The following is a 23,525-nucleotide window of genomic DNA, read 5'->3' on the forward strand; positions in this document are numbered from 1 at the left end:
TGCCGGTCAGATCACCTTGGCAATGGACTCACAGACGTAGTCGATGTTCTTGCTGTTGAGAGCCGCCACACACATGCGGCCGGTGTCGGTGCCGTAGATGCCGAACTCAGTACGCAGGCGCACCATCTGGTCCTTGGAAAGCCCCGAATAGCTGAACATCCCGATCTGGGTGGTGATGAAGCTCATATCCTGCTTCACGCCGGCCGCCTTGAGGCCATCCACCAGCTTTTGGCGCATAGCCTTGATGCGCACGCGCATTTCGCCCAGCTCCTTTTCCCACAGGGCGCGCAGCTCGGGATTGTTCAGCACGGCGGCTACCACGGCACCACCATGGGTGGGCGGGTTGGAGTAGTTGGTGCGGATCACGATCTTGAGCTGGCTCAGCACGCGGCTGGCTTCTTCCTTGTCCGAGCACAAAACAGACAGGCCGCCTACGCGTTCGCCGTACAGGCTGAAGCTCTTGGAGAAGGATGTGGACACAAAGAAGTTCAGGCCGGCTGCGACAAACTTGCCGATGACGGCGCCGTCTTCCTTGATGCCGTGGCCAAAGCCCTGATAGGCCATGTCCAGGAACGGAGTGAGTTGCTTGGCCTTGACCACGGCAATCACCTGATCCCATTGGTCAGCGGTGATGTCGTAGCCGGTCGGGTTGTGGCAGCAGGCATGCAGCACGATGATGGTGCCGGGAGCCGCAGCGTTCAGGCTGGCGAGCATTCCTTCAAAATTAACGCCACGCTTGGCCGCATCGTAGTAGGCATAGGTTTCCACGGTGAAGCCGGCATTGGTGAAGAGGGCACGGTGGTTTTCCCAGCTGGGGTCGGAAATCAGCACCTTGGAATGGGGGCTGATGTGTTTGAGGAAGTCAGCGCCGATCTTCAGGCCGCCCGTTCCACCAATGGCCTGTACGGTAGCCACGCGACCGGAGGTCACGGGTTCACTGTCGGCGCCGAACACCAAGCTCTTGACTGCCGCGTCATAGGCGGCAATACCGTCAATGGGCAAATAGCCGCGCGCGGTGGGCTTTTCCATCATGGTCTTTTCTGCGGCCTGCACGCATTGCAACAGGGGAAGCTTGCCGTCGTCGCCGAAGTACACGCCCACGCCCAGATTGACCTTTTTGGGGTTGGTATCGGCGTTGAACTGTTCGTTCAAACCCAGGATGGGGTCGCGGGGGGCCATTTCGACGGCAGAGAAAAGTGACATGAACGGATCCTGAAAGGGGGTGGGGAAAACCCCAGATTTTACCGGTGGTTTAGGGTCGTGCCGGAACCGGTAGCAAACAGAGGGCGAGCTGGAATACAGTTGATGGTTTGCTTCAGTGGAAATTGCACCTATGTCCGTCCCCAAACCCGTTGCGCCCGTGATTGCTGCCGTCGATGCTCCGGAGTCCGGGCGCACAGGCACTTTTGTCCACTTCCCGGATTCGCCTTTTGAGTTGTACCAGCCCTATCCTCCAGCGGGTGACCAGCCCGAGGCGATACGCCAGCTGGTGGAAGGTGTGAACGATGGTGAGGTGTTCCAGACGCTGCTTGGCGTAACGGGATCGGGTAAGACTTTCACCATGGCCAACGTCATCGCGCAGCTGGGTCGCCCGGCCATTGTGTTTGCGCCCAACAAGACCCTGGCGGCGCAGCTCTACAGCGAGTTCCGCGAGTTCTTTCCCAAGAACGCCGTGGAGTACTTCGTTAGCTATTACGACTACTACCAGCCCGAAGCCTATGTGCCGCAGCGCGATCTGTTCATCGAGAAGGACTCGGCCATCAACGAACACATCGAGCAGATGCGCTTGTCGTGCACCAAGAGCGTTCTGGAGCGGCGCGATGTGGTGATCGTGGCAACGGTGTCGGCCATCTACGGCATTGGCGCGCCCGAGTCCTACCACCAGATGATCATGACCCTGCGCACCGGCGACAAGATGGGGCAGCGCGACATGATCAGCCAGTTGGTGCGCATGCAGTACCAGCGCAATGACATCGATTTTTCGCGCGGCGCTTTTCGGGTGCGCGGCGACACGATTGACATCTTCCCGGCCGAGCACAGCGAAATGGCCATCCGCGTGGAACTGTTTGACGACGAAATCGAGTCACTTCAACTGTTCGACCCGCTCACCGGGCGCATCCGGCAAAAGATCCCGCGCTTTACCGTGTACCCCAGCAGCCACTACGTCACCCCGCGCGAGCAGGTGCTGGGCGCTGTGGAAACCATCAAGATCGAACTGGCGCAGCGACTCAAGGAATTTCTGTCCATGGGCAAGCTGGTGGAAGCGCAGCGGCTGGAGCAGCGCACCCGGTTTGATCTGGAAATGCTCAGCGAAGTGGGGCACTGCAAGGGCATTGAAAACTACTCCCGCCACCTGAGTGGCTCTGCGCCCGGGGAGCCGCCTGCCACCTTGACCGATTACCTCCCCAAGGATGCGGTGATGTTCCTGGACGAGAGCCACGTGTTGATCGGCCAGTTTGGTGGCATGTACAACGGCGACCGGGCACGCAAGACCACATTGGTGGAGTACGGCTTTCGCCTGCCCAGCGCCCTGGACAATCGACCGCTCAAATTTGAAGAGTTCGAGGCGCGCATGCGCCAGGCCATCTTCGTTTCGGCAACGCCGGCGCAATGGGAGAAAGACCATTCGGGCAAGGTGGTAGAACAGGTGGTTCGCCCGACGGGGCTGATCGACCCCGAGGTGGAGGTTCGGCCAGCCAGCACCCAGGTGGACGACGTGCTGCAGGAAATCCGCATCCGTGTGGAGAAGAACGAGCGCGTGCTGATCACTACGCTGACCAAGCGCATGGCCGAGCAGCTCACCGATTACCTGACCGACAACGGGGTCAAGGTGCGTTACTTGCACAGCGACGTGGACACGGTGGAACGGGTGGAAATCCTGCGTGATCTGCGCTTGGGCACCTTTGACGTGCTGGTCGGCATCAACCTGTTGCGTGAAGGGCTGGACATTCCCGAGGTATCGCTGGTGGCGATTCTGGATGCGGACAAGGAAGGCTTCCTGCGCTCCGAGCGCTCGTTGATCCAGACCATCGGCCGTGCTGCGCGCAACCTGGAAGGCAAGGCCATCCTCTACGCAGACAAGATCACCGATTCCATGGAACGCGCGATTGGTGAGACCGAACGGCGGCGCAAGAAGCAGATTGCCCATAACCTGGAGCGGGGCATCACGCCCAAGGCCATTGTCAAGAAGGTGCGCGATCTGATCGACGGCGTCTACAGTGAAAAGGCGGGCAAGGAGGCCGAGCGCCTGGAGCGGGATGCCCTGGCGCGTGCCCAGGTGGAGGAGATGAGCGAGAAGGACGTGTCACGGGAAATCAAGCGGCTGGAAAAGTTGATGATGGAGCACGCCCGCAACCTGGAGTTCGAAAAGGCGGCCCGGGTGCGCGACCAGTTGCACATCCTCAAGCAGCAGGCCTTCGGCGCACCGGGGATGGACAACATCGCCGTATTGCCAATCCCTTCGAAATAGTCGGGTTTGCGACTACTCAGTCTAGGTACCCGAGCAGAACGCTTGGTTTCTTGCTATACTTGAGCCCGTTAGTCAACCAAATGGACAGAAGGAGTTCGCCATGCGTCTCACAACCAAAGGCCGCTTTGCGGTCACCGCAATGATCGATCTGGGCCTGCGTCAAGCCAGCGGCCCGGTCACTCTGGCCGCCATCAGCCAGCGCCAGCAGATTTCGCTGTCCTATCTGGAGCAACTGTTCGGCAAGCTGCGCCGCCATGAACTGGTGGAGTCTACCCGGGGACCGGGTGGCGGTTACACGCTCGCCCGTAAGGCCAGCGACATTACCGTCGCCGACATTATCGTCTCGGTGGACGAGCCGATTGACGCAACCCAGTGCGGAGGCAAGGAAAACTGCCTGGGTGAAGGCAACCGCTGCATGACGCATGATTTGTGGGCCTCCCTCAATACGCGCATGGTGGAGTTTCTGGATTCGGTCACTCTGCAAAAACTGGTGGATGACCAGTTGGCCAAGGGCCTGCAGATCGAAGACAAGCCCAGCGTCAAGCGCGCCATCTCGGCCATGCCGGCAGTCAAACCTATCCGGGTGAATGCACCGAATTCGGTGTTTGCACTGGGCAATGCCTTTTCCAAGAGCTGATTGGCCACAGAGTAGTCAGTACTTTATTTTTAGATTGCATCGAGCGAGTCATGGATACCACACCCCACTTTCCGATTTACATGGACTACAGCGCTACCAATCCCTGCGACCAGCGGGTGGTGGACGCCATGATTCCCTGGTTGCGCAGCCATTTTGGCAACCCTGCTTCGCGCAGCCATGCCTGGGGCTGGGAAGCGGAGGCCGCGGTGGAAAGAGCCCGGGAGCAGGTGGCAGCACTGATTGGCGCAGACCCGCGCGAAATCGTCTGGACCTCCGGCGCTACCGAATCCAACAACCTGGCCTTGAAGGGAGCAGCGCACTTCTACAAGTCCAAGGGTAAGCACATCATCACCGTCAAGACCGAGCACAAGGCCGTGCTGGATACCTGCCGCGAGTTGGAGCGCCAGGGCTTTGACGTGACATACATGGATGTGCAGCCGGACGGCTTGCTGGACCTGGAAGCCTTCAAGGCGGCTATCCGTCCCGATACCATTCTGGCCAGCGTCATGTTCGTCAACAACGAAATCGGTGTGATCCAGGACATTGCCGCCATCGGCACCATCTGCCGCGAAAAGGGCGTGATCTTCCACGTGGACGCGGCGCAGGCTACCGGACGTGTGGACATTGATCTGGCGACACTGCCGGTAGATCTGATGAGCCTGACCTCCCACAAGACATACGGCCCCAAGGGCATTGGTGCACTGTTCGTGCGCCGCAAACCCCGCATCCGCCTGGAGGCGCAGATGCATGGCGGTGGCCACGAGCGCGGTATGCGCAGTGGCACCTTGCCCACGCACCAGATCGTTGGCATGGGTGAGGCCTACCGCATCGCCAAGGAAGAAATGGGCGCCGAGAACATCCGCATCCGTGCCCTGCACGATCGCATGCTCAACGGCTTGAAGGATGTGGAGCAGGTGTTCATCAACGGCCACACCGAAAAGCGTGTGCCGCACAACCTGAACATGAGCTTCAACTATGTGGAAGGCGAGTCGCTGATCATGGGTATCAAAGGCTTGGCCGTCAGCAGTGGCTCCGCCTGCACTTCTGCCAGCCTGGAGCCCAGCTACGTATTGCGCGCCCTGGGGCGTAGCGATGAATTGGCCCACAGCAGCCTGCGCATGACGATTGGCCGCTGGACCACCGAAGAAGAGATTGACTACGCCGTGGACACCATCAAGAAGAACGTGGCCAAGCTGCGCGACTTGAGTCCGCTGTGGGACATGTACAAAGACGGCATTGACATCAGCACCATCCAATGGGCTGCACACTGAACCATATAAAGAGGTAAACCAAATGGCCTATTCTGAAAAAGTCGTGGATCACTATGAGAATCCCCGCAACGTGGGTTCCTTTGAAAAAGGTGATGAGGACGTGGGCACTGGCATGGTGGGCGCACCAGCCTGCGGCGACGTGATGAAGCTGCAGATCAAGGTCAATCCGCAAACCGGTGTGATCGAAGACGCGCGCTTCAAGACCTATGGCTGTGGATCAGCTATTGCGTCCAGCTCACTGGTGACCGAGTGGGTCAAGGGCAAGACGCTGGATCAGGCAGCTGCCTTGAAGAACAGCGAGATTGCCGAGGAACTCGCATTGCCACCCGTGAAGATTCACTGCTCCATCCTGGCCGAAGATGCCATCAAGGCAGCGGTGGAAGATTACAAGAAAAAACACCTGAACTGATATGGCCGTTACCCTGACAGAGGCCGCTGCGCGCCACGTCAACCGCTACCTTGCCAAGCGTGGCAAGGGTGTGGGGGTGCGTCTGGGCGTCAAGACCACCGGCTGCTCCGGCCTGGCATATCAGCTGGAGTATGTGGACGAGTTGGCTCCCGAAGATATCGTGTTCGAGGGCCATGGCGTCAAGGTGCTGGTGGATCCCAAGAGCCTGGCCTACATTGACGGTACCCAGCTGGATTTCGTGCGTGAGGGCTTGAATGAAGGCTTTCGTTTCAACAATCCCAATGAACGGGACAAGTGCGGCTGCGGCGAGTCGTTCCGGGTGTGAATCTACAAGATGATGATTTCGAACTGTTTGGTCTGAACCGGCAGTTTTCGCAAGACCGCGCTGCCATCGATGCGCGCTGGAAGGCGTTGCAGCGTGAGGCGCATCCCGACAAGTTCGCTGCGCAAGGCGCGGCGGCGCAACGCATTGCCATGCAATGGTCGGTCCGTATCAACGAGGCCTATCAGCGTCTCAAGGAGCCGCTGGCCCGTGCCGCATATCTGTGCGAACTGGCCGGCTTTCCGGTGAACGCCCATAGCAACACGGCGATGCCCGCAGCCTTTCTGATGCAACAGATGGAATGGCGTGAAGCCATGGACGACGCCGACAGTGCGGACGCGCTGGAGTCCCTTTCGCAGGACGTGCAAAGAAGCCGCAAGGATCTGCTGCAACAATGCGTCACCCTGCTGGACGAGAAGCAGGACTTTGCCGCCGCCGTGTCGGTGGTGCGCACCTTGATGTTTATTGAAAAGTTCACCCAGGATTTGAATCAGCGGCTGGATCAGTTCGCATAGTAGGTACGATGGCGCTTTTACAAATTTCCGAACCTGGGCAATCACCCAATCCGCACCAGCGGCGCGTGGCCGTGGGCATTGATCTGGGTACCACCCATTCCCTGGTGGCAGCGGTGCGCAACGGTGTTGCCGAATGTCTACCAGACGCCCAGGGTCGCGTGATCCTGCCCAGTGTGGTGCGCTACCTGGATGCGCAGCGCCGCCAAATCGGCTTTGAAGCCCTGGAGAACCAGGTGAGTGATCCGGGCAACACGATTGCCTCGGTCAAGCGTTTGATGGGGCGTGGACTGCGGGATGTCGCCCATGCCGATAAGTTGCCGTATGCCTTGGTTGACGCCCCAGGCATGGTGAAAGTGCAGACCATCGCCGGTGAAAAAAGCCCGGTAGAGGTCAGCGCAGAGATTCTGGCGACCTTGCGTTACCGTGCTGAAGACACCTTCAATGACGACATTTTTGGTGCGGTGATCACTGTGCCTGCGTACTTTGACGACGCACAGCGCCAAGCCACCAAAGACGCTGCCCAGTTGGCCGGGTTGAACGTGTTGCGCCTGATCAACGAGCCCACGGCCGCAGCGATTGCTTATGGCCTGGACAACGCATCCGAGGGCGTGTACGCGGTGTACGACCTGGGTGGTGGCACCTTCGACATCTCCATCCTGCGCTTGTCTGCGGGTGTGTTTGAAGTACTTGCAACCGGCGGCGATTCGGCACTGGGCGGTGACGACTACGACCGCGCACTGGCCGATTGGCTGTTGCAACAAAGCGGCCTGACAGTGAGCTCCATGGAAGACCAGGCACGGCTGCTCGCGGCGGCTCGGCAATGCAAGGAAGCGCTTTCTTCTGAGGAAATTGTTCCGGCAGAAGTGGAGCTTTCCACGGGTGACATGGATCTGTCACTCAACCGCGAGCAGTTTGAGACTTTGACCGCAGCCTTGACCCAGCGCACCATGCAGGCTGTCAAGAAGGTGCTGCGCGATGCATCCTTGACCAAGAATGACATCAAGGGCGTGGTCATGGTGGGTGGTTCCACCCGCATGCCGCAGATTCGTGACGCCGCCCGCGCGTTCTTTGAGCAGGAGCCGCTGGTCAATCTGAATCCGGATGAAGTGGTGGCCCTGGGCGCTGCCATTCAGGCCAATCAGTTGGCAGGCAACAACCCTGATGGTGACCTGTTGCTGCTGGATGTGATTCCGCTGTCGCTAGGCATTGAAACCATGGGCGGACTGGTGGAGCGCATTGTTCCGCGCAACCAGACCATCCCTACGGCCATGGCGCAGGACTTCACCACCTACAAGGATGGCCAGACTGCGCTGGCGCTGCATGTGGTGCAGGGTGAGCGCGACATGGTGGCCGATTGCCGCAGCCTGGCGCGTTTTGAACTGCGCGGCATTCCTCCCATGGCTGCCGGCGTGGCGCGCATTCGCGTCACCTTCACGGTGGACGCGGATGGGCTCTTGAGCGTGAGCGCCAAGGAGCAGCTCAGCGGCGTGGAAGCCCATATCGACGTCAAACCTTCGTATGGCCTGACGGATGACCAGATTGCGCAGATGCTCAAGGACAGCTTCAGCACCGCGCAAGAGGACATGCAGGCACGTGCCCTGGTGGAGGCCCGTGTGGACGCCGATCGCCTGCTGTTGGCAACCCGCAGTGCCCTGGCGGCTGACAGCGCATTGCTGTCTGCAGAGGAGCGCTCGGAGATTGACCGGGCCATGCAGGCCAGCGAGCATTCTTTGAGCAGTACCGATGCAGCCCATATTGAAGCCTTGTCCAAGGCACTGGCGCAAGCTACCGAATCATTTGCTGCAGCCCGCATGAACCATGGCATTGCCCAGGCTCTTGCAGGCAAGAACATAGAAACTATTTAAGCCCCACCATGCCCATCATCAAGATACTGCCGCACCCGGAATACTGTCCGCAGGGCGCCCAAGTGTCAGCGCCCGCAGGCACATCCATTTGTGAAGCGCTGCTGGAAAACGGCATTGCCATCGAGCATGCGTGCGATATGAGCTGCGCCTGCACCACCTGCCACGTGGTGGTGCGTGAAGGCTTCTCGTCGCTCAACGAGCTGGACGAGACCGAGGAAGACCTCTTGGACCGGGCCTGGGGACTGGAGCCCAACTCACGTCTGAGCTGTCAGGCCATTCTTGCGCAAAAGGATTTGGTGGTGGAAATCCCCAAGTACTCCATCAACCACGCCAAAGAAAACCACTAGGCAGATACTCGGCTTATGCGTCAAATTTTTCTGGATACCGAAACGACGGGTCTTTATGCCGAGCAGGGTGACCGCGTGATTGAAATCGGTTGTGTGGAGCTGGTCAACCGCAAGCTCACCGGCAACAACCTGCACCTGTATCTGAACCCGGGCCGCGAAAGCCACGAAGAGGCACTCAAGGTGCACGGCATCACCTCCGAGTTCCTCAAGGACAAGCCCAAGTTTGGAGAGGTGGCGCAACAGTTCCTCGATTACGTGAAAGATGCCGAAGTCATCATTCACAACGCGGCGTTTGACATTGGCTTCTTGAACGCTGAACTCAGCCTGCTCAAGCTGCCGCTGTTCAAGGAGCATGTGTCCGGTGTGATCGACACCTTGGTCATGGCCAAGGAGATGTTCCCCGGCAAGCGCAACAGCCTGGACGCCCTGTGTGATCGCCTGGAAGTCGACAATTCCGGACGGACGTTGCACGGCGCGCTGCTGGATGCAGAACTGCTGGCGGATGTCTACATCAACATGACACGCGGCCAGGATGCCCTGCTGATGGAAGTCGGGGAGCCAGCCGAGCAGACGGGCATCATCGTGGAGAAGGTTGACTTCAGCCGCCTGGACCTTCCTGTGCTTGCCGCAAACCCGCAGGAGCTCACCGCCCACCTGGAGTTGATTCAGCAAATTGACAAAGCCAGCGGCGGAAAAGCTATTTGGAAAGAAGCAGCCTGATTTCTATGTATAATCGCAGGCTTTCCTGAAACAAATTCAGGGCGATTAGCTCAGGGGTAGAGCACTGCATTCACACTGCAGGGGTCGCAAGTTCGAAACTTGCATCGCCCACCAGACAACCCAGTCTGACATCCGAGAAGCCCGTAACCCACATGGTTACGGGCTTTTTTGTTGTCCACGGTGAATTCAGCTGCCTTCCAGGTTGGCAAATCAATGATGAACTGATCTTGCGCAAAACGAATTGTCATTTCCTTCTTGATACTGCGCTTTCCATGGAGCGCCAAATCTGTCTGGGTGCACGCGAAAGGGGAACTCATGAGCTTGTTTGTCTGGACACAGTCCCTTGCCACCGGCAACCCTTATGTTGATGCCGAACACCAAGAGCTGGTGAGGCACGTGAATGTTGTGCTGGAGGCCATTGCGCGCAAGCTGGGTGGCGCCGATCTGTGTGCCAGTGTCGAAGAACTGCAGAACTTCGCCAGTGAGCATTTTTCGCGGGAAGAGCGCGAAATGGAGCACGTTGCCTATAAGTTCGCGGAGTACCACTTTGCAGCGCACGCCGAGTTGCTCAAGCAACTGCAAGAGATGCATGACAAGCTGCAATCGGGCCAGAGATTCGAACCCATGGCCATGTACCGCTATCTGACTTGGTGGGTCAAGGATCACATCCGGCTTTGGGATGTGCCCTTGGCAAAGGCCATGGCGGAAAGAGAGCATCTAGCGTCGGAGCGCCACTTCCGCAGCGCTTCGATGTAGTCCCCTCGCGTGCGTTACGGAAAAATGCACAGGGGAGTATCCCGGAGGTCGCCGCATTACTGGGCATTAGCCGCGCGACGACGTATCGAATACTGTTGCATGGAATCTCGCATGCTGTTCGCCATCGTCCCTTGGGGATGATCTTTCCTGGAGGTGGACGAAATGGCAGCAGATAGAATTTCCGCCGGACCGAGACCACCATGTGCTGACATACCTCTCAAGGTTGAAGTTGCCTTTAACTCCGCAACAGGTGCGGCAGGCTGCGTCAGCTCTGGTGGATTTCTTGAATATTGGGATGGGTGACGCGGTAGTATTCAGAGACAGATGCACGTTAAACAATTTACGCCACGCCGATTTATACAAGTCTGCCTTTTCTACCTGTTGCTACTTTGGCTGGGCCTGCTTCTTCTGTTGGGAAGTGCTGTCTGTCTACCCTTGCTGGCCACACGTCGTACGTTTCGCAAGCCCTTGGTGCAGGAGCTGATCAGTGCAGTCTTCAGGCTTTTTCTGGCCAGTTGTGTAAGTTGCGGGTTGATGGAGCTGGATCTGCGGGCGTTGGACGCACTCAATGGCCGCACAAGGCTGTTGCTGGTCGCCAACCACCCCAGCATGATCGATGTGTTCCTGGTCTTGTCGCGGGTGCGGCGGGCGACCTGTCTGATGAAGGCAAGCATTGGGACCAATCTGTTCCTGGCGGTCGGTGCATACTTGGCCGGATATGTGTCCAATCGCAGTTCCGAGCGCCTGTTGCGCGAAGCCGTTGCCGCACTGCGAAGTGGCGACTTGCTGCTGGCGTTTCCTGAGGGCACCCGCACGACGCGCCAGCCACTCAATCCGATCAAACCAGGGTTTGCCGTGATTGCCAGGCGCGCCCAGGCTCCGCTGCAGCCGATTTTGCTGCTGACCAACTCTCCGTATCTAAGCAAGGGCTGGAAAATTTGGCGCCCCCCGCAGTTTCCGGTGCGTTACCAGGCCAGGCTGGGTGCTGACCTGCCAACAACGGTACCCAGCTGCGAAACGGTCGAGCAACTGCAAAATTACTATCTGCAGGCAATGCACTGCTCAATTGACCCCAACCTGACGCTCTAATGTGAACACTGCATCTGCCACCCATTTGGTCTTGATACCCAGCTACAACCCCGGTCCTCGGGTCTACCAGACCGTGCGTGAAGCGCGCACCCGCTGGAATCCGGTATGGGTGGTGGTGGACGGTAGCAGCGACGGCACGGCGGCGGGATTGCAGGAAATGGCGAAAGGCGACGACGGCCTCAAAGTGCTGGTATTGACGCAGAACCAGGGCAAAGGTGCCGCCGTGTTGCACGGCATTGACGTGGCCGCCGCCGCAGGGTTTACGCATGCCTTGTGCATGGATTCGGATGGTCAACATCCCGCGGTGCTGATCCCGGACTTCATGGCGTGCTCTGCTGCCAACCCTAGTGCAATGGTGCTGGGAGTGCCGGTGTTTGATGCATCGGCACCTGCATTGCGTGTCTATGGGCGCAAAATTTCCAACGGGTGGGCCAATCTGGAAACGCTGTGGATGGGCATTGGTGACTCCCTATACGGTTTTCGGGTGTATCCCATAGGGCCGTTGCGCCGGATCATGCACGATCAGCGCTGGATGCGGCGATTTGACTTCGACCCGGAGGCCGTGGTGCGCCTTTGCTGGAGCGGCGTTCGACCGATCAATCTGCCTGCGCCGGTCAAATATCTGACGGCGAACGAAGGCGGCGTCTCTCATTTCAACTACTGGCGTGATAACCGGCTGCTGACGTGGATGCACACCCGTCTGATGCTGGGCTTTGTCTTGCGCCTTCCGTGGTTGCTGCTGCGGCGACTGGTTGCGCTGGCCGACCGTGGAGGTGCTGCCTAGGCCATGCCGCCGTTGATCGAGATGATCTGGCCTGTGATGTAGGCCGCTCGCTCCGATGCCAGAAAAGAGACGAGGTGAGCCACTTCCTGTGCCGTGCCGGCGCGCTTCATGGGCACCATGCGTGCAATGGCCGCTTCGTCGAAGCTGCCGCTGCTCATGGCGGTATCGATGATGCCTGGCGCCACGGCATTCACCGTGATGCCTCTGCTTGCCAGCTCCAGCGCCAGGGACTTGGTGGCAGCATGCAGGCCTCCCTTGGCTGCCGCGTAATTGGTTTGTCCACGGTTGCCGGTGATGCCGGCGATCGACGAGACGGAAATGATGCGACCCCAGCGACTGCGAATCATGGGCATGGACAATGGCTGGGTGACGTTGAAGAAACCGTGGAGCGATACGTCGATGACGCTGTGCCATTGGTCGGGGCGCATGCCTGGAAATACTGCGTCATCGTGAATTCCGGCATTGTTCACCAGCACTTGTACTGGGCCGTCTTCCAGCAGCACCTCCAGCGCCTGACGCGTCGCTTCGGCATCCACCACATTGAACTGCAGGGCTTGGGCCGACCCGCCAGCCGCGACAATGGACTCACAAACGGCCTGGGCCAAGGCCGGTTGGCTATTGGCATGAACCACCACATGGTAGCCATCGTTGGCCAACTGGTGGCAGATGGCGGCACCAATCGCACCGCTTCCCCCTGTAACCAAAGCACGTTTCATGCGGGTTCCGATTCAAAAAAGTGGGTTGGCCGAGGCCGTTGCCTGCAGCACGCTGGCACGTCCGCTCAGCAGCTGTCGTGTCCCGGCGTGGATGCTGAAGGCATATAAGAAACTGCCTTCATTGCCGGAAATTCGCTGCGCTCGAATATGCAGATCTTCACCCGCCGTGTTCAGTTGGGGCTGTGTCCACTCCACGTTGCGCACACTGGCCAGGTATCCGCTACCGGGGGCGCAGTCGGTGCCCGCCAGCAGTGCCCCATGCACCGCCATGGCCTGGGCCGCATATTCGATGCCGATACAGATGCCCAGCCCTTGCTGGCTGTGTAGCGGGTTGTCCGGGCTATTGTGGCTGCTGGCGCGGCACACGATATCGGTCTCATCCCATTGCTCGACCGCGTCGAGCAGGCACATATCACCCTGATGTGGGATATGGGCGGCAATCCAATCCCTGTTTGGCAGGTAGGGTGCAGGCCCAGGAGGGGAGCTCATGGGCATGGCTGCACCGTCAGCGCAAGGTTCGTTGTATCCAGGTATTCGATCACTACCTTGTCGGGCGTTCCTCGCGCCAGTTGCTGCAGCAAAGGCAGACTGCGGGCCGACGGATTGTTCCGTCGCAGGGATTCCAGTGCTGCATCCGCCATGGATGTGTCCACATTGCTCGTCCAACCGATTTCCAGCCGTGCCAGCGATTGCTCAGTGCGTTGCGGGTTGAGCACCATGGCCACGCCAAAGGGTGAGGCGATGGGCCGCAAGCTGTGAAGCGGTTCAGGGTACACCGTGTCGTAGGCCACCAGAAGGCAGGGCGCCGCGCTATCCAGCGCCTGGGTGGCGGCTTCCAACAGCGCAGCGGCAAAGGTGGCATCAAAGGCGCTCAGGCTGGTGGACGGCGCCATGCAACCCGTAGCAATGCTCCAGTAGCCGGAGGCCGCGTTGTGTACCGAATTGTGAAATCGTGTGGGCGACACGGAACGGTCCGCTGAGGCCAGCGCTTCAAGAAGGTTGTGGCAGTTGTCGCAGTCTCCGGCGCTGGAAGAAAAAACGGTGGCCAGTTGAGCGGCGTCGGCCCCGGCCCCGCGCACGGCATCAAAGCCGATGGACAAGGCAAGTTTGACAGCCGTGCCCACCCGCCGCCGCTCGGCCGCAGGCAGCGCGTCCAGGGGCGGCAACTGCATGGGCGCCGGCGCATAGGCCTGCTCGCCCGTCAGCACGGGTACGGCTGTGCTCCACCCGGAAAGACCAGGGCCAAACAGGCCAATGCCGTCGACATGGATGGAAAGCGTGCTCATACGGACTTCAAGGAAAACACCAGGCTGCAGTTGCTGCCGCCAAAGCCGAAGGAATTGCTCAGCACATGCTGCATGGGCTGATCCAGGTTGGTCAGCAGGTAGTTGCAATGCAAAGCCGGGTCCAGCACCTGGGTGCCAACACCGCCCGGTGCAAAACCATCTTGCAGCGCCAGGGCGCAGACCACCGCCTCGATGGCGCCTGCTGCACCCAGTGTGTGGCCGGTATGGCCTTTGGTGGAGCTGCAGACAGTCTGCTGACCGAACAGCGCACACACTGCTTTGTCCTCTGCCGAATCGTTGCCGGGCGTGGAGGTCCCATGCAAATTGATGTAGTCGATCTGGTCTGCCTGCAGACCCGCCATGGTCAGCGCCTTTTGCATGGCCAGTTGCGCCCCCAGGCCCTGCGGATGCGGTGCCGACATATGGTGTGCATCGCTGGACTCCCCGACGCCAGTGAGTAGCACATCGCCTGCCTGTGCCAGGCTTTCACGTTCCAGCAGTGCAAAGGCCGCACCTTCGCCAATTGAAATGCCATCGCGTTCCACGTCAAAAGGCCGGCTGGGCTGCCCGGACAGCAGCTGCAGGGAGTGGAACCCGTACAGCGTGGTGTAGCACAGCGAATCGACGCCACCGACCAGCGCCGCGTCGATCAGGCCAGCGGACATCATGCGCCGGGCCATGCCAAACACTTTGGCGCTGGAGGAGCAGGCGGTGGAAACGACGCAGGCCGGGCCTTGCAGGCCCAGGCGTCGCCGCACAAAGTCGGCAACCGAGTACATGTCATGGGTGGTCTGGTAAGGCGTACCCTCGGGCAAGGCACCGCTGTGCGGGTCGCGCTGCCGGTAAGCCAGTTCGGAGCTCAGGATGGCAGAGGTGCTTGTGCCCAGAAACACACCGATCCGCTGTTGCCCATAGCGGGTGATGGCACGCTGCACATGGTCGCTGAATCCGTCCTGCGCCAACGCCAGTTGCGCCAGTCGGTTGTTGCGGCTGTCGTACGCGGCCAGATTCGCGCTCAAGGCCATCTGGTCGAGGCCATCGACCTCGCCGATGCAAGTTTGCAGTGCCACGTCTCGCCAGGGGCCAGGTCGCAGGCCGGAACGCTGGCTGCGCAGAGCCAGGCGCGTGGCGTCCAATCCGGCACCCAGCGCACTGGTCATGGTGAAGGCCGTGAGGCAAAGGGAAGACACGCAGCAAGTACCTGTGAAAGAGGGGGAATTCTAGCGAAGCTAGCGGACATTCAAGTGGACCACGCTACCGGCCATCGCCGCAGTCCAGCGCATACGTCCACATCAGGGCGTTGCGCATGCGTCGGCAAGCGTCACCGCCTGAAGGTGATGTGCGGACAAATGCTCCAGCAGGCGCGGAAGCACCGCCAGAATGACAGGCTGACCCTGGCGCGTGCGTGCACAGTGGCCGTCGTGCAACAGCAAGATGTCGCCCGCAGCCAGTTGGCGCAGCAAGCGCGCCAGAACCTGGTCGGCGTTGCCATCGCGGCTGTCGTAACCGCGTCGCGTCCAGGTCACCAATTGCAGCCCCAGGGCGTGCAGCACCGGTGCCAGAAAGGGGTTGCGCAAGCCCGCCATGGCACGATAGTAGATCGGCCTGCGCCCCGTGATGCCCAGCAGTGTGGCCTGTGCGTCACCCACTTCGCGGCGCCACCGAGCCGGCCCGAACAGCGAACACAGCATGTGGTGCGTTTGCCCATGGTTTTCGATCGCATGGCCCGCGGCAAGAATGGAGCGGCACAACTCCGGGTGGCGCGCGGCACGTTCGCCAATGCAGAAAAAGGTGGCCTTCGCGCCGTGGGCAGCCAGGATGTGCAACACCTGCGGCGTGACGACCGGATCGGGGCCGTCGTCTATGGTGATGGCGACTTCGCGTCTGCTTGCGGCGGTCGCTGGTAAACGCAGCATGTTGGGCTCCAGCCATTGGCTGCGCGGCCACAGGCTCGCCGCCATGATGAGCAGGTGCAACGTGACCAGCCAGCCCAATGCCCACCCCCATAGACCCATGGCCAGAAGCGGCAGCGCCGCCAGGTGCAGCAACGCTGTGGTCAGCAGGAAAAGAGAGGGACGCCAGCCAGTCATGGGGCAAGTGCAGGGTGGGACATCGGGGTGGTCAGCGGGCCGTGCGCCAGCCAGTGTTCCCACATTGTCATCCAGGCGGCCCAGTCGTGGGCGCCGTCGACGCAATGCACCTGCTGCTCGGGTAGCAATGCGGCCAGCAAATTCTGACCCGTGATAAACCGGTCGCGCGTAGCCAGGCTCAGGGAGATGGGCATATCCCATCTACCGGTTTTCGCCTGACGGGCAAGCCAGCGCCACCACTGTCGCTCGTCCACATCCGTGCATTGCGGCGAATCCACCCAGTTCAGCGCGCCGCCAGCATCATGTATCTCTCGCAGGATGTCACGCGTTCCGGGATAGGGGGCCATCAAATGCAATCCTGCCAGGGCTTGGTCACACGTGGCGGCGAACCCCAGGGCATTGAACGCACCCAACGATATGCCAGCCAGCCAGATTTCCGAATAGGGCGTGCCTTGTGCATACGACTGGATTTGCCGGGCCAGTTCGGCGGACACGGTTTTTGCCATGACGTGCTGGTAGTCGACACCCGCCAGAAGAATGTCGGTATCGATGCCGTGTTGGCGCACTGCGTCCACAAAGCCCTGGGCAAAGAAATCTTCGGGAGTGGCTTCGGCCGGCGGCAGCAGGATCAGCAGTCGCCGTGCCGGTGCTTTCCCAGGACAACGATCAAACAACGCCAGCATGGGTGCGTGCACGTGCCAGAACGGCCGAAAAGACCAGGGCCAGAAAAGCACCCGGGCCCACGGTGCTGCCAATGGCGGACAGCACCGGAACGGAGGAAAAGCCCAACAAGCCGAAGCTGCCCACGGTGGTCAGGTTGGCGACAACCAGAGAGGTCTGCTTCTGGCGTCGGCTGGCGTCGGTCTCGGCAGGGTCGCTGCCGTCGAAGAAGAGCGCGTAATTCGAGCCTACCGCCACCACCAACAACAGCCCCACCAGATGCAGGATGGTCAACTGGATGCCCTGGGCCAACAGCAAGGCTGTGACGCACAGCACGGCACAGGCCAACGGCAGCACCACGCGCACAGTACGGCGCAGTGAACCCAGGGTCAGCAGCAAGAGCAGAACAATTGCAAGGCAGCCCAGACCGGACAGCAGCACAGCCTCATGCAGATAGCTTTGAAACAGACTGGAGGTTTCTTCCTGCAGATCAATCAGCACGACCTGCGACAAACCGGCCTGCTGCAAGGCCGCGTGGAGCAGGGCAAGATCAATGGGCTGCGCCTCGTGGCCTGTGGCCACAGGGCGCAAAGGCATGAGAGCCATGAACTTGCCGTCTCGCTGGATCAACAGGGAATCCAGCAGCAGGGCACCGGAACTGCCTTGCAGGTCGGCGCGCACCAGGGGGGGGGCGTTGCGGCTGGTTTCCAGGTCCTGCAGAAACCCTTCCAGCCGTTCGGCCTTGAGTGGCAAGCCAGCCAAGGCCGCCTGCAGGGTGGCACGCGCCTGGCGCGCATCAGGCAGCGCGATACGACGCGCCTGTTGCGTGGCCAGGCTGGGCAATACCAAAGCTGGCGAGTTGTAGCCTCCCAGGGAGCCTTGCTCGACCAGGTGGCGAAATACGGCGCCGGTCTGCTCGGCCAGTTGCAATGCACTCTCCTGATCGGCGGCATTGATGGTTGCGATGTAGCGCATGTCCGGCGCCCCCAGCTCGGCACGCAACTGCGCATTCAGTTCTTGGTCCGCTGCGGAGATCGGGCTGAGCGCGGATACCTGAAGGTTCCAGATGTGGGCACCGTGGTACAGGACGGTGCCCCCTGCCAGCAGAAGCAGAGCGGCTACCACCCAGTTCAGCCGGACAGCCCGATGAAACACCCGGTCCAGCAGCAGCCCGGCCCGGCCCAGGTCGCGCAGCTTTGGTCGTTGAGGCATCAGCAGAGGCAGCACAAATCGGGTCACGAGTGCGGCGGCTACCAGTCCGGCAATCGAATACAAGCCCAATTGGGCCAGACCGGGAAAGCCCGAGAACAACAGCGCGGCAAAGCCCGCCGTTGAGGTCATCACACCCAATCGAATCGTGCGCCAGAACGTGCGCATGTTTGTCTGAGCGCTGCCTTGGATGAACAGATAAATGGAATAATCCACCGCCTCTCCAATCAAGGTGGTGCCAAAGCCCAGGGTCAGCGCGTGTACGTGGCCGAAACCCAGACTGACCGCCGCAACGCCGGTCAGCGCGCCCGAGGCCACCGGCACCAGGCCCAGCAGCAGCAGAGCAAGCGATCGGTAAACCAGCAGGAGCAGACTGATCACGAGCAAGAAGCTGGCAATGGCGAGGCGACGCACCTCATTCTCGATGGTGGCTCGTGAGGACACGGCAAACACACTGGTACCGCTCATGAGGAGCCGCGTTTGAGCCTGCCCGTCGCGCACGCTTTCAAAGCTGCTGCGGATCAGGGACAGTGCCTGGGATTGCGCCTCGGTGTCGGTGCCGGGAGCGTTCAGCTGGACCAGCAGCAGGGCTCGAGAACCGTCAGGTGAGGCCCATACCCCCTCGCTGGAATTGGGCTGGTTGTCGCCCGAAAACTGCTGCAGGACCTGCAGGGTTTCTGCCGTGGGGTCGTGCGGCAGCAGTTTCTTGAGCAGCATGCCGGCATCGCCCGACAGGGCCTCAATGGAGGCGCCAATGGCTTGGCGCAGGCCATCCGGTGTGAAACGTTCGGCCGACACGGCAGGGCTGAGCAGGTAGCGGTTGTGGAAGAAATAGTCACGGTCGCGTTGCTGGGTCCGTTCATCACCGTTTTGCACCGATTTGAAGGCCGCCTGCGTGCTCAGGCGCTGCGCCAGCGCCTGGGACTCGCGGGCACGCTCCTGTGGGGTTCCGCCTTCGATGCCGATCATGACGAGGCGGGCGACGATGCCATCACGTAGCTGCTCCACCAGCAATTGTTGCCGCTCGCTTGGCATGCGCGGCATGAAGGCTGACAAGTCAGACACGAAGTGGGTCTGCGCAACCAGCGCCGCGCAAATCGCCATGGCGCCCAACCAGAGCGACAGCGTCAGGCCACGGTGCGTCCTGTTCATGGCGTGGCCGGACGGGAAATCACCATCGCCGAGCTGTCACCGTCAGCCTGCTCGATGTCAATGGTTTGCAGTGCCGCCTGACGGCCGGCCATGCGGATGCGGCGAACGATTTTGGCCAGCGCGGGCTGGCTGGGCGCCAGCACCAACTGCCATTTGTCGGCCGTTCCGCTCAATTCAAGCGTGTAGTTTTTCTCCAGCGCCTGCTGGTCTCCCGCCAATGCGCCCCGAATGCTGTCGACCAGTGCGGCGACTTCCGGATACTGTTGCAGTCTGACGGTATAGGGACGCTTGTCGCCCTGCGTGATGCTGAGCTTGTCTCCGTCCAGGACCAGTGATTCCGGGTGGGGTTTGAGCGTGCGCTTTTCCAGCCGGTCCGGTGCGTTGAAACTGAGTTCGCCGGAGGATTCCAGCGGCTTGTCTATCAGAGCCAGACGCCGGGTTTCCACAAAGCTTGCAGTGCTGGATTTCTGTTGCTGCAGCAGCTTCATCAGATCGGTTAGCTTGAAGTCGGCTGCCTGCGCGCCCAACGCTCCCAGACACAGCAGGGCAGCGGCAAAGCGGCGCGACCGCCACGTCCATGAGTCAGTTTTCGGCACGGCTGTCGGGTTTCCAGAAGTCATAGAAATTGAACCAGTTGTAGGGTGCCGCGCGGCAATGTCGCTCCAGCACTGCCACGTAGGCATGCATCAGCTCCCTTGCCAACACCTCGCGCCCTGCAGTGGTTGTGTCAGAGAAGTCGCTCAACTTTTCAAAATGTACGTCATAGCGGTTTGCGCCCTGGTACAGGCCGGCCATGAAGTACAGCGGCTGGCGCAGCATGGCTGCCATGCGGAATGGTCCCAGCGGAAAACTGGCTTGTGTCCCCAGAAACATGACCTCTTCATAATCGCTGGCCCCGGTGGCGCGGTCGGCCAGGATACCGACCATGGCGCCCTCTTGCAGGCGTTGGTGCATCAACAGGATGGAACGGGCGTGACCCAGGGCAATGATTTCCTGAACCAGGCTGGGATTGATGGCCCGCAACGCACTATTGATCATGCGGGCATTTTCCGGGTACATCGCCAGACAGACACGCATGCCGGACTCTTCGCGAGCCAGGGTGTGCAGCACTTCAAAACTACCCAGGTGGGAGCCAAACAGAAGCAGCCCCTGCTGCCCGTGGTGCAGCACCTTGACGGCTTCGGCACCGTGAGTCCGTATGTCAAACAGGTTCGTGCTGCCGTTGAGAAAGTAGACGCGGTCATGGATGGTGCTGGCAAAGGCAAGAAAATGCCGGTACACGTCGATCCAGCCTGGTCGACGCTGCAGGCAGCGCGTCAGATAGTCCCGTGAAGCGCGCCGCGCTGCGGGAGCAGCCAGCAGGAAGTACAGCGCGATGCAAAACACCAGCAGACGCGTCAAACGCCGCCCCAGGCGAAGGGAGAGCTGGGCCATTGCATGCAGCCAGAACACGCTGCCTCGCTCCTTGCGCAGCATCCATTCCGGATTCTGACCAGCCTTGCTCATGGGGGCACTGCCTTCTGCAGCAGAAAGCGGCCGCTGGCGACCCGGCGTGTGGTACTGAAAATCTCGAACTGCACCATGGCCGGTCGCAATTCGTAGCGCAATTCGAGCGGTTCTCCGGGGCCGACCGGGCTGTGAAATTTGGCCTCCGCCAGACCAACCAGCAGACACCCGGTTTCGCTTTCAATGGCGCTCTTTGCCAGGTCCAGCAACAGCACGCCCGGTACGATGGGCCGGCCTGGAAAATGGCCAGCAAACGCTGGGTGGTCAGCGGCGATATGCAATGTGCTCATGGCGCAGGACGCGTAGGCAGGTGAGCCTCAGCCAGTGCCTGTAGTACGCGTTGCGAAAGCTTGCCGTTGCCATCTCGTGGCAGGGCTGCCAATTGCACGATGGGACGGGGCAGAAAGACCGGGTCCAGATGCCCACGCAAGGCTTGCAATATGTCGGCAGTTTGAAGTCCGGGTGCCACCACAAAGGCTACCAGGCGGCTGATCTCCATGGAGTTCTTGACGGGCGGTAGCCAGAATTCAGCGTCCTGCACTCCCGGCACCTGCATGAGGGTGTGGTTCAAAAAGGCCAGGGAACTGCGTTTTCCCGCGATATTGACCATGTTGGCGTGGCGATCCAGCAGGTGAAAGCGCGTCGGGCCCAGGATCTCGACGGCGTCGTTCAGTACCTGCGGCGCTTCCAGGTGGCCTCCACTGGCCGTGGTCACTCCATTCTGCTGCTGCAGTTGGATGCCGTCATAGACTTCCCATTCCGCGTGCTGCGTCGGTCTGCGCATGGCAAGCTGACCGGTTTCGGTAGAGCCAAATATCTCCGACACCGGTGCACCCAGCATGCTTTCGGCTCGGGCGGCCAGCTCAATGGAAAGGGGGGCTGTGGCACTCAGCACAGCGGCAATCGGTGGCAGGTCAATCTCGGCGTTGAGCAGCGTACGCAGATGAAACGGAGTCGTCACCAACAGACGCCGCGCCGGTAGCTCGGCCAAGGCGGCGGCAATATCAGCCGGAAAAAAGGGCAACCGAGAGCTCAGGTAGGTGCCGCCCAACAGTGGCAGGAGCACGGTCAAATCCAGACCGTACATGTGGCGAAAGGGCACGGTGCCCAAGACCGTGCATGGACCACCGGCTATGGCCCACAAACGCTTGCGTGCCTGCTCGGCACAGTGTTGCAAGCGTCCGAAGGACTTGTGATGTGCCTGGGGCACTCCCGTGCTGCCCGAAGTAAAGACGGTGGCAATGCGCTGACCGAAGGGGATCTGTGGGATTTTTTCCACCCAGGAACTGGCTTGCGGCGGCACGGCGTCCACACGTATGTTGGGCAGATGACCCAGCGTGACAGTTTGCTGGTCGTTCACGCAGATCGGGTTCGGCAGGGTGGCCGCCACGGCGGCAAGGTGCTCAGGTGCGGATGAGTTTGGCAGCAGACTGTTGCTGCCGCGCGCGATCGCGGCGAACAGGGATACGGCAAACCAGTAGCGGTCGGCGCAGAGGTTCAGCACCGGTGCACCGGCAGGCAGTTTCTCGGCCACACCCTGTACATGGCCCAGGAATTCGGCACGCGTAACGGGCTGCGTCTGGCGGTAGGCCAGAATCGAATCGCCGGGTGCGTCCGGCAACAAAGGCAAATACGTCTGGGGGGGCAGCAGGGTGGGGGCCATCAGGACTGCTTGCGGTACGCGCGAATGGTCTCTGCAATGCTGAAATGCACGCGCTGCGGCATGGTTCGCACGCGGATCAGATATTCGCCTACAAACATCGCGCCAATAAGCAAAGGGGTCAGCAGGTCGGCAAACACGGACCAAACCGCAATGGGCGCGCCAAAGAACAGCACAACCGAAAGCAGTGCGCTGCAGCCAAAATAAATGGTCCAGGCCAGCGTGACCTTCCATGTGTAGTACATGTAGCGCGCGTCCACGGAGGTGTGCAGGATCAGAGTCGTGAGACGGGAGCACAGCGCGTTTTCATGACCATGGCCCAAGGTGCGACCGAAGTTCAGGCACAGCAGCGTCATGGTGCCCGCATGTTGTATGAAGTACAGCCAGGCCGTGTGGGCGCGCAGCGGCTCCAGATTCAGCAGGGTGACGACGGCGGCAACGGCAAAAAGGCCCAGCGCCAGACCCCGCGCCTTGGCGTTCCAGGCAGAGGCCAGCGCAAGCGTCGCCAGCGGCGCGATGCTGAAGGCCAGCATGGCCAACGTCGGATGCTCGGCCACCGTGATGGCGTAGCTCAAGCCGAGGTAGGTCGCACCGACAATGGCCAACAAAGCCAATCCCAGCGACTGCTTGATAGACACTAGGTGGTCCGGTTGGCGGCGATATACGCGCTCAGACTGCGCAAGGAACTGAAGTTCTGAAAGTTGTCTTCGCTCTCGGCCTTGATCTGTATGCCGAAACGCTTGGACACTACCAGTGCGATTTCCAGAATGTCTATGGAATCCAGCCCGAGCCCGTCGCCGTACAGAGTGGCCTCCGGGGCAATGTCCTTTGCCGCGATCTCCAGGTTAAGTGCCGACACGATCAGTTCGGCAACTTCCAACTCCAGGCTCAGGTTGGGTGCAGTGCTTGCAGGTTCTTGGTTCATGGTCTAGGGAGGGCTCTGGAAATTCTGGTGATGGGCACTGGTCGGCCCATATGCCTTGCTGGCAGTAGGAGGGTAGGGATGAGACAGATCTTTGCAGGGCATTTTAATCCAAGGGGGTAGCGCATCGGAGGCCTATG

Annotated in this window: 26 protein-coding genes and 1 tRNA gene; 13 read left to right on the top strand and 14 right to left on the bottom strand. The window is 60.5% G+C overall.

Translation table 11 applies throughout. The features are described from left to right. Positions 1-6 precede the first annotated feature (6 nt). Complete coding sequence (locus tag AC1RMF_RS03685; protein ID WP_493139613.1) at positions 7-1,203, bottom strand: amino acid aminotransferase; 1,197 nt, start codon at positions 1,201-1,203, stop codon at positions 7-9. A gap of 130 nt (positions 1,204-1,333) precedes the next feature. On the opposite strand from AC1RMF_RS03685, the gene uvrB reads away from it, so the two are divergent. The 13 genes from uvrB (at position 1,334) to AC1RMF_RS03750 (ending at position 12,184) form a co-directional block, all read left to right on the top strand. Then, the gene (uvrB, locus tag AC1RMF_RS03690; RefSeq protein WP_493139615.1) at positions 1,334-3,469 is read left to right on the top strand and encodes an excinuclease ABC subunit UvrB; all 2,136 of its coding nucleotides are present in this window, start codon (positions 1,334-1,336) and stop codon (positions 3,467-3,469) included. A gap of 100 nt (positions 3,470-3,569) precedes the next feature. Further along, positions 3,570-4,106, top strand: a complete 537-nt coding sequence (gene iscR / locus AC1RMF_RS03695; RefSeq protein WP_342617315.1) for a Fe-S cluster assembly transcriptional regulator IscR — start codon at positions 3,570-3,572, stop codon at positions 4,104-4,106. Between the two features lie 50 nt (positions 4,107-4,156). Next, positions 4,157-5,377 carry an IscS subfamily cysteine desulfurase gene (locus tag AC1RMF_RS03700; protein ID WP_493139617.1) on the top strand — a complete coding sequence of 407 codons (1,221 nt, stop codon included), beginning with the start codon at positions 4,157-4,159 and terminating at the stop codon, positions 5,375-5,377. 22 nt (positions 5,378-5,399) lie between these two features. Beyond that, positions 5,400-5,786, top strand: a complete 387-nt coding sequence (gene iscU, locus AC1RMF_RS03705; RefSeq protein WP_342617317.1) for a Fe-S cluster assembly scaffold IscU — start codon at positions 5,400-5,402, stop codon at positions 5,784-5,786. A 1-nt stretch (position 5,787) separates the two neighbouring features. Further along, entirely contained in the window at positions 5,788-6,111 is a 324-nt protein-coding gene (iscA, locus tag AC1RMF_RS03710; RefSeq protein ID WP_342617318.1) for an iron-sulfur cluster assembly protein IscA, read from the top strand. Continuing rightward, a complete protein-coding gene (hscB, locus tag AC1RMF_RS03715) occupies positions 6,108-6,623 on the top strand; it encodes a Fe-S protein assembly co-chaperone HscB (RefSeq protein WP_493139620.1) in 516 nt (171 codons plus the stop codon). The genes iscA and hscB overlap by 4 nt, the downstream gene beginning before the upstream one ends. An 8-nt stretch (positions 6,624-6,631) precedes the next feature. Beyond that, on the top strand, positions 6,632-8,488 hold the full coding sequence (hscA, locus tag AC1RMF_RS03720) for a Fe-S protein assembly chaperone HscA (RefSeq protein WP_493139622.1): 1,857 nt from the start codon (positions 6,632-6,634) through the stop codon (positions 8,486-8,488). Positions 8,489-8,496: 8 nt separating this feature from the next. Further along, a complete protein-coding gene (gene fdx / locus AC1RMF_RS03725) occupies positions 8,497-8,835 on the top strand; it encodes an ISC system 2Fe-2S type ferredoxin (protein ID WP_493139624.1) in 339 nt (112 codons plus the stop codon). Between the two features lie 15 nt (positions 8,836-8,850). After that, the gene (gene dnaQ, locus AC1RMF_RS03730; protein ID WP_493139626.1) at positions 8,851-9,555 is read left to right on the top strand and encodes a DNA polymerase III subunit epsilon; all 705 of its coding nucleotides are present in this window, start codon (positions 8,851-8,853) and stop codon (positions 9,553-9,555) included. A 39-nt stretch (positions 9,556-9,594) separates the two neighbouring features. Beyond that, positions 9,595-9,669, top strand: a tRNA-Val gene (locus AC1RMF_RS03735). A gap of 201 nt (positions 9,670-9,870) precedes the next feature. Next, a complete protein-coding gene (locus AC1RMF_RS03740; protein WP_342617323.1) occupies positions 9,871-10,311 on the top strand; it encodes a bacteriohemerythrin in 441 nt (146 codons plus the stop codon). Positions 10,312-10,746: 435 nt separating this feature from the next. Beyond that, complete coding sequence (locus tag AC1RMF_RS03745) at positions 10,747-11,400, top strand: lysophospholipid acyltransferase family protein (RefSeq protein WP_493139629.1); 654 nt, start codon at positions 10,747-10,749, stop codon at positions 11,398-11,400. Position 11,401: 1 nt separating this feature from the next. Beyond that, a complete protein-coding gene (locus AC1RMF_RS03750) occupies positions 11,402-12,184 on the top strand; it encodes a glycosyltransferase family 2 protein (protein ID WP_493139631.1) in 783 nt (260 codons plus the stop codon). Here the strand turns inward: AC1RMF_RS03750 and fabG are convergent. From fabG to AC1RMF_RS03815, 13 genes are all read right to left on the bottom strand, one after another. Beyond that, entirely contained in the window at positions 12,181-12,900 is a 720-nt protein-coding gene (gene fabG, locus AC1RMF_RS03755; RefSeq protein WP_493139632.1) for a 3-oxoacyl-ACP reductase FabG, read from the bottom strand. The genes AC1RMF_RS03750 and fabG overlap by 4 nt on opposite strands. Positions 12,901-12,912: 12 nt before the next feature. Beyond that, positions 12,913-13,389: a hotdog family protein gene (locus tag AC1RMF_RS03760; RefSeq protein WP_493139634.1), complete on the bottom strand. Its 477-nt coding sequence runs from the start codon at positions 13,387-13,389 to the stop codon at positions 12,913-12,915. Further along, positions 13,386-14,186 carry a beta-ketoacyl synthase chain length factor gene (locus AC1RMF_RS03765; RefSeq protein WP_493139636.1) on the bottom strand — a complete coding sequence of 267 codons (801 nt, stop codon included), beginning with the start codon at positions 14,184-14,186 and terminating at the stop codon, positions 13,386-13,388. The genes AC1RMF_RS03760 and AC1RMF_RS03765 overlap by 4 nt, the downstream gene beginning before the upstream one ends. Continuing rightward, complete coding sequence (locus AC1RMF_RS03770; RefSeq protein WP_493139638.1) at positions 14,183-15,376, bottom strand: beta-ketoacyl-[acyl-carrier-protein] synthase family protein; 1,194 nt, start codon at positions 15,374-15,376, stop codon at positions 14,183-14,185. Before AC1RMF_RS03770 ends, AC1RMF_RS03765 begins: the two co-directional genes overlap by 4 nt. 102 nt (positions 15,377-15,478) lie before the next feature. Then, the gene (locus tag AC1RMF_RS03775; RefSeq protein WP_493139639.1) at positions 15,479-16,276 is read right to left on the bottom strand and encodes a polysaccharide deacetylase family protein; all 798 of its coding nucleotides are present in this window, start codon (positions 16,274-16,276) and stop codon (positions 15,479-15,481) included. Next, positions 16,273-16,971 carry an alpha/beta fold hydrolase gene (locus AC1RMF_RS03780; RefSeq protein WP_493139641.1) on the bottom strand — a complete coding sequence of 233 codons (699 nt, stop codon included), beginning with the start codon at positions 16,969-16,971 and terminating at the stop codon, positions 16,273-16,275. Before AC1RMF_RS03780 ends, AC1RMF_RS03775 begins: the two co-directional genes overlap by 4 nt. Further along, positions 16,943-19,297, bottom strand: a complete 2,355-nt coding sequence (locus AC1RMF_RS03785; protein ID WP_493139643.1) for an MMPL family transporter — start codon at positions 19,295-19,297, stop codon at positions 16,943-16,945. The genes AC1RMF_RS03780 and AC1RMF_RS03785 overlap by 29 nt, the downstream gene beginning before the upstream one ends. Then, complete coding sequence (locus AC1RMF_RS03790) at positions 19,294-19,893, bottom strand: LolA-related protein (protein WP_493139645.1); 600 nt, start codon at positions 19,891-19,893, stop codon at positions 19,294-19,296. Before AC1RMF_RS03790 ends, AC1RMF_RS03785 begins: the two co-directional genes overlap by 4 nt. After that, positions 19,880-20,803, bottom strand: a complete 924-nt coding sequence (locus AC1RMF_RS03795) for a lysophospholipid acyltransferase family protein (RefSeq protein WP_493139647.1) — start codon at positions 20,801-20,803, stop codon at positions 19,880-19,882. The genes AC1RMF_RS03790 and AC1RMF_RS03795 overlap by 14 nt, the downstream gene beginning before the upstream one ends. Next, positions 20,800-21,093, bottom strand: coding sequence for a 3-hydroxyacyl-ACP dehydratase FabZ family protein (locus AC1RMF_RS03800; RefSeq protein ID WP_342617335.1), 294 nt, complete (start codon positions 21,091-21,093; stop codon positions 20,800-20,802). The genes AC1RMF_RS03795 and AC1RMF_RS03800 overlap by 4 nt, the downstream gene beginning before the upstream one ends. Then, on the bottom strand, positions 21,090-22,466 hold the full coding sequence (locus tag AC1RMF_RS03805) for an AMP-binding protein (protein WP_493139649.1): 1,377 nt from the start codon (positions 22,464-22,466) through the stop codon (positions 21,090-21,092). The genes AC1RMF_RS03800 and AC1RMF_RS03805 overlap by 4 nt, the downstream gene beginning before the upstream one ends. Further along, positions 22,466-23,101: a COG4648 family protein gene (locus AC1RMF_RS03810; RefSeq protein WP_493139651.1), complete on the bottom strand. Its 636-nt coding sequence runs from the start codon at positions 23,099-23,101 to the stop codon at positions 22,466-22,468. The genes AC1RMF_RS03805 and AC1RMF_RS03810 overlap by 1 nt, the downstream gene beginning before the upstream one ends. Further along, positions 23,101-23,388: a phosphopantetheine-binding protein gene (locus tag AC1RMF_RS03815; protein ID WP_342617338.1), complete on the bottom strand. Its 288-nt coding sequence runs from the start codon at positions 23,386-23,388 to the stop codon at positions 23,101-23,103. Before AC1RMF_RS03815 ends, AC1RMF_RS03810 begins: the two co-directional genes overlap by 1 nt. Between the last annotated feature and the right edge of the window lie 137 nt (positions 23,389-23,525).

It is taken from the genome of Rhodoferax sp. GW822-FHT04A08 (genome assembly GCF_058801025.1).

Coding starts and splice junctions, on each gene's coding strand:
- AC1RMF_RS03685 (WP_493139613.1), bottom strand. CDS start 1,203: ATGTCACTTTTCTCTGCCGTCGAAATGGCCCCCCGCGACCCCATCCTG.
- uvrB (WP_493139615.1), top strand. CDS start 1,334: ATGTCCGTCCCCAAACCCGTTGCGCCCGTGATTGCTGCCGTCGATGCT.
- iscR (WP_342617315.1), top strand. CDS start 3,570: ATGCGTCTCACAACCAAAGGCCGCTTTGCGGTCACCGCAATGATCGAT.
- AC1RMF_RS03700 (WP_493139617.1), top strand. CDS start 4,157: ATGGATACCACACCCCACTTTCCGATTTACATGGACTACAGCGCTACC.
- iscU (WP_342617317.1), top strand. CDS start 5,400: ATGGCCTATTCTGAAAAAGTCGTGGATCACTATGAGAATCCCCGCAAC.
- iscA (WP_342617318.1), top strand. CDS start 5,788: ATGGCCGTTACCCTGACAGAGGCCGCTGCGCGCCACGTCAACCGCTAC.
- hscA (WP_493139622.1), top strand. CDS start 6,632: ATGGCGCTTTTACAAATTTCCGAACCTGGGCAATCACCCAATCCGCAC.
- fdx (WP_493139624.1), top strand. CDS start 8,497: ATGCCCATCATCAAGATACTGCCGCACCCGGAATACTGTCCGCAGGGC.
- dnaQ (WP_493139626.1), top strand. CDS start 8,851: ATGCGTCAAATTTTTCTGGATACCGAAACGACGGGTCTTTATGCCGAG.
- AC1RMF_RS03740 (WP_342617323.1), top strand. CDS start 9,871: ATGAGCTTGTTTGTCTGGACACAGTCCCTTGCCACCGGCAACCCTTAT.
- fabG (WP_493139632.1), bottom strand. CDS start 12,900: ATGAAACGTGCTTTGGTTACAGGGGGAAGCGGTGCGATTGGTGCCGCC.
- AC1RMF_RS03760 (WP_493139634.1), bottom strand. CDS start 13,389: ATGAGCTCCCCTCCTGGGCCTGCACCCTACCTGCCAAACAGGGATTGG.
- AC1RMF_RS03765 (WP_493139636.1), bottom strand. CDS start 14,186: ATGAGCACGCTTTCCATCCATGTCGACGGCATTGGCCTGTTTGGCCCT.
- AC1RMF_RS03775 (WP_493139639.1), bottom strand. CDS start 16,276: ATGACTGGCTGGCGTCCCTCTCTTTTCCTGCTGACCACAGCGTTGCTG.
- AC1RMF_RS03785 (WP_493139643.1), bottom strand. CDS start 19,297: ATGAACAGGACGCACCGTGGCCTGACGCTGTCGCTCTGGTTGGGCGCC.
- AC1RMF_RS03795 (WP_493139647.1), bottom strand. CDS start 20,803: ATGAGCAAGGCTGGTCAGAATCCGGAATGGATGCTGCGCAAGGAGCGA.
- AC1RMF_RS03800 (WP_342617335.1), bottom strand. CDS start 21,093: ATGAGCACATTGCATATCGCCGCTGACCACCCAGCGTTTGCTGGCCAT.
- AC1RMF_RS03805 (WP_493139649.1), bottom strand. CDS start 22,466: ATGGCCCCCACCCTGCTGCCCCCCCAGACGTATTTGCCTTTGTTGCCG.
- AC1RMF_RS03815 (WP_342617338.1), bottom strand. CDS start 23,388: ATGAACCAAGAACCTGCAAGCACTGCACCCAACCTGAGCCTGGAGTTG.